The 3,311-nt window shown below is 39.2% G+C and carries 4 protein-coding genes; 1 reads left to right on the top strand and 3 read right to left on the bottom strand.

All coding sequences use genetic code 11. From position 1 onward, the window contains the following. The 3 genes from WBN20_RS11115 to WBN20_RS11105 form a co-directional block, all read right to left on the bottom strand. Nucleotides 1-795 (bottom strand): phytanoyl-CoA dioxygenase family protein (locus tag WBN20_RS11115; protein ID WP_424281723.1); only part of this gene is annotated, 795 nt, incomplete at its 3' end. A gap of 70 nt (nucleotides 796-865) precedes the next feature. Next, nucleotides 866-1,660 (bottom strand): alpha/beta hydrolase, encoded by a 795-nt coding sequence (locus WBN20_RS11110; RefSeq protein ID WP_424281721.1) that lies wholly within the window; start codon nucleotides 1,658-1,660, stop codon nucleotides 866-868. Nucleotides 1,661-1,668: 8 nt separating this feature from the next. Beyond that, a complete protein-coding gene (locus WBN20_RS11105) occupies nucleotides 1,669-2,787 on the bottom strand; it encodes a Zn-dependent alcohol dehydrogenase (RefSeq protein WP_424281720.1) in 1,119 nt (372 codons plus the stop codon). Between the two features lie 271 nt (nucleotides 2,788-3,058). Here WBN20_RS11105 and WBN20_RS11100 point away from each other — a divergent pair. Next, the coding region (locus WBN20_RS11100) for an alcohol dehydrogenase catalytic domain-containing protein (RefSeq protein ID WP_424281719.1) at nucleotides 3,059-3,311 on the top strand (253 nt) is incomplete at its 3' end.

Here is a 3,311-nt window from a genome sequence, read left to right as displayed (position 1 = left end):
ATCTGTATTGCTAACCGTGCCATCTGCAAATACATTGATCACAAATGCCCGCCTGCTCATTTCGGATTTGTTTTCATAAGAGCCATGAACCATTAAAGGATGATGAAAGGTTCCAAAGCCTTTTTTCATTTCTATGGCCACCGGTTTAAACTCCTTTTTTTGCTCCTCAGTGAGATATTTCATTAATCCATTCATATCACCCGCAAGAGAAGGTGCACCCAACAATCCCCATTTATGACTTTTAGGCACATAGTACAAACATCCATTTTCAATTGTTGCATCGTCCAGGCCTGTCCAACAGGTTAAATGCTGCATGGCCACAGTACGCGTCCAATACGAATAGTCCTGATGCCAGGCTACTACACCTCCGTGTTTAGCCGGTTTATAAAATAATTGATCATGCCAGAATCTGACCGGCTTATTTTCCAACAATTGATGTGCAGCCATAACAAATGCCGGATTCCAAAGAATATCGTGAAAACCGTTGGTTATACGCCATTGTCCCAAAGAATGAAATAAAACCGAATCGGAATCCTCTGATTCATTGCTATGAAATTCATAGAATAGGTGGTGAGCAGGATGTTTGGGATCCATAACCTCCGTCAATTGGCTACGCAAGACTTCAATTTGGTCATCCTCCAATAATTTAATACCCGACAAATATCCATATTCATGAAAATGAGCTACCTTTTCATCGCTCAACCTGTATTGATCCCATTCTTCGGGCGACTTTGGTTGTTTAAAAAGGTTGGATACCAATTCATGATAATCCGCAAGGTCTTTTATTGCTGCCATATATAAATTTCTAATGGTTTATGTCTGAATCAAATTCATACAACTAATTTTAGGTTACAAATAGTTTTAGTTATTTGATAAACTTATTAAAAAATCGCAAACTGTCCTTTATGTGTTTCTGCCAATAATCCCATTCGTGCCCCCCTTCAAATTCCTCATATTCATGGGCTATTTGGGCCTTATTCAATTGCTGGTGCAGAAATCTATTATGTTCAATCAGTAAATCTTCAGTCCCACAATCAAATCTTAAGGGAGGTAGATATTCTTTTCTGTCCAGAGCCAATTCCAAAACGGATTCCTCCTGCTTGCTAATCTGCTTGTACTCATTTAGTGATTCCTCAACAAACAAAGACATTTGCTCCAATTCGGTAATTGATGAATGTGCAGATACTGCCTTGAATTTATCCGAGTATTTGATTCCCAAACGCAGCGCTCCGAAACCGCCCATAGAAAGTCCGGAAATATAAAGGTCCGATTTTTCACTAATCGCTCCAACGCTCTCAACAACGACCCTGGGTACATCTTCTACAATCCACTTTTCAAAATCAAAATTATTGTGAGGCAAATAGCCCGAGCCGTCGCCCCAAAGGCCATCAGAAGGCATAGCTATCGCCATTGGCTCTAATTCCTTCTTTTGGATCATATCCCAGGCGGTGAGGTGCACACCCGCCTTTTGTGACCATGCCCAGGCACTGCCATACACCCCATGAAGGAGTATAACCAAAGGGATGTCTTTCAGGCCTTCTACAGGAGGAACAAAAATACAAATATCACCACGGCCTTTTAAGTTTTTGGTTTTTACCGTAATAAAACTTAAATGATTGCTTTCAAAGGCCGGATTTGATTTTTCAATAGTTCTGAACATCCCTAAAATTAATCAAATAGAATAACACCTTTGGCATTTCTTCCTGCCAACATATCGTCAAATGCTTCTTGCAAATGGTCCAAATCGTAAGTTTGGGTTATCATCTCATCAAGCCTTAATTCACCAGATTTATAATGTTTAATGATTTTTGGAAAATCTATTTGTGGGTTGCATCCGCCATATAAGGGGTTAATATAAATTTTATCCCATTCAAATAAATTCATGTCGATAGTAATTTCCTCTTCAATTCCACTTACCTGGACCGCGGTACCGGCATTCCTAACCATTGCCAGGGGTGCAGCACCGAGCTCTGGAACAGCAGTGCATTCAAAAGCATAATCTGCTCCCCTACCTTCGGTCAGTGACTTTACAGCTTCAGCCGCGTTCAATAATCCCCTATCTTCCTTACTGGCACGAATAATGTCTGTTGCACCAAATTCCTTCGCCATAGTTAGTCGTTGTTCATTTGTGTCTATTGCTATAATCATAGAAGCCTTACTCAGCTTTGCTCCCTGAATAACGTTTAAACCAACTCCTCCGGTACCTAAAACCACAACGGAACTATTGGGTTTTACCTTTGCAGAATTTACAACAGATCCATATCCGGTCATTACCCCGCAACTGATTATACTGGCCGAGGCAAAAGACATTTTTTCGGCTGGGTTCTTTACAACTGCGGATGCCTTTACAAGCGTATATTCGGATAAAGTCCCAATATTAAAAGAGCGTTCAATAGGTTTGTCTTTCCATAAGGTTCCTTCCAAATGTGCGTGTCCATTTGTATATCCATTGGCTCCTGCCACCACAGGGGAATTATTTTCACAAATGTGCAGATTACCTAAACTACACTGGAAACAATTATAACATGGAGTAGCCCAATTCAAAATTACAGAGTCGCCCACATGAAGTCCTTTAACATCTTTTCCGATCATCTTAACCACTCCGGCCCCCTCATGTCCCAATATCAAAGGCTTTCCCCAATTTAGTGAATCATAATCCGTGTGGCATAAAGCAGCTGCCTTAATAGCTACCAAAACTTCATCTGTCCGCGGTTCATTAACCACAATATTTTCAATAGTGAAATTGCCATTTCCGATTGCAATGGCTGCTTTGCATTTTACAGGCATGATTTAGATGTTGCGCATTACTTTAATAAAGGGTTTAAGCTTAAGTTTTACGATTAAAAAAATAAATAATATAAGCTCAGATAAAAAAATAACAGCTCTCATCAAAGTTCGTTTAAAGTATTCAATTACAAAAATGTTGTGTTCTCCCTGGGATATATAAGGTTTATATTACCTTATAAGGCAAATAAAAATAATTATTTAATTAATTTGAATTAGTTTAGTAAACAGCGATCCTCCGAGGGTGTTCTTTTCAAAATTATAAGAGTTATTGATGAAGTATATTGTATGTGAAAAACCTGGTCTTTTTAAGCTCAAAGAAAAAAGCAATCCTCAAAAAGTAGAAGGGCAAGCGATTCTTGGTGTAAAGAAAATTGGGATTTGCGGAACCGATTTGCATGCCTATAAGGGTAACCAGGCTTTTTTTACCTACCCCAGGATACTAGGACACGAGCTGGCCGCTGAAGTAATAGATATAGAAGAAAATAACCACAACATAAAAGTGGGTGATAAGGTAATTGTTATGC

Source organism: Eudoraea sp., assembly GCF_049665975.1.
GTDB lineage: Bacteria > Bacteroidota > Bacteroidia > Flavobacteriales > Flavobacteriaceae > Eudoraea.
Note: the sequence above shows the minus strand (reverse complement) of the source record. Positions and strands in the feature narration are given on the sequence as shown.

Coding starts and splice junctions, on each gene's coding strand:
- WBN20_RS11110 (WP_424281721.1), bottom strand. CDS start 1,660: ATGTTCAGAACTATTGAAAAATCAAATCCGGCCTTTGAAAGCAATCAT.
- WBN20_RS11105 (WP_424281720.1), bottom strand. CDS start 2,787: ATGCCTGTAAAATGCAAAGCAGCCATTGCAATCGGAAATGGCAATTTC.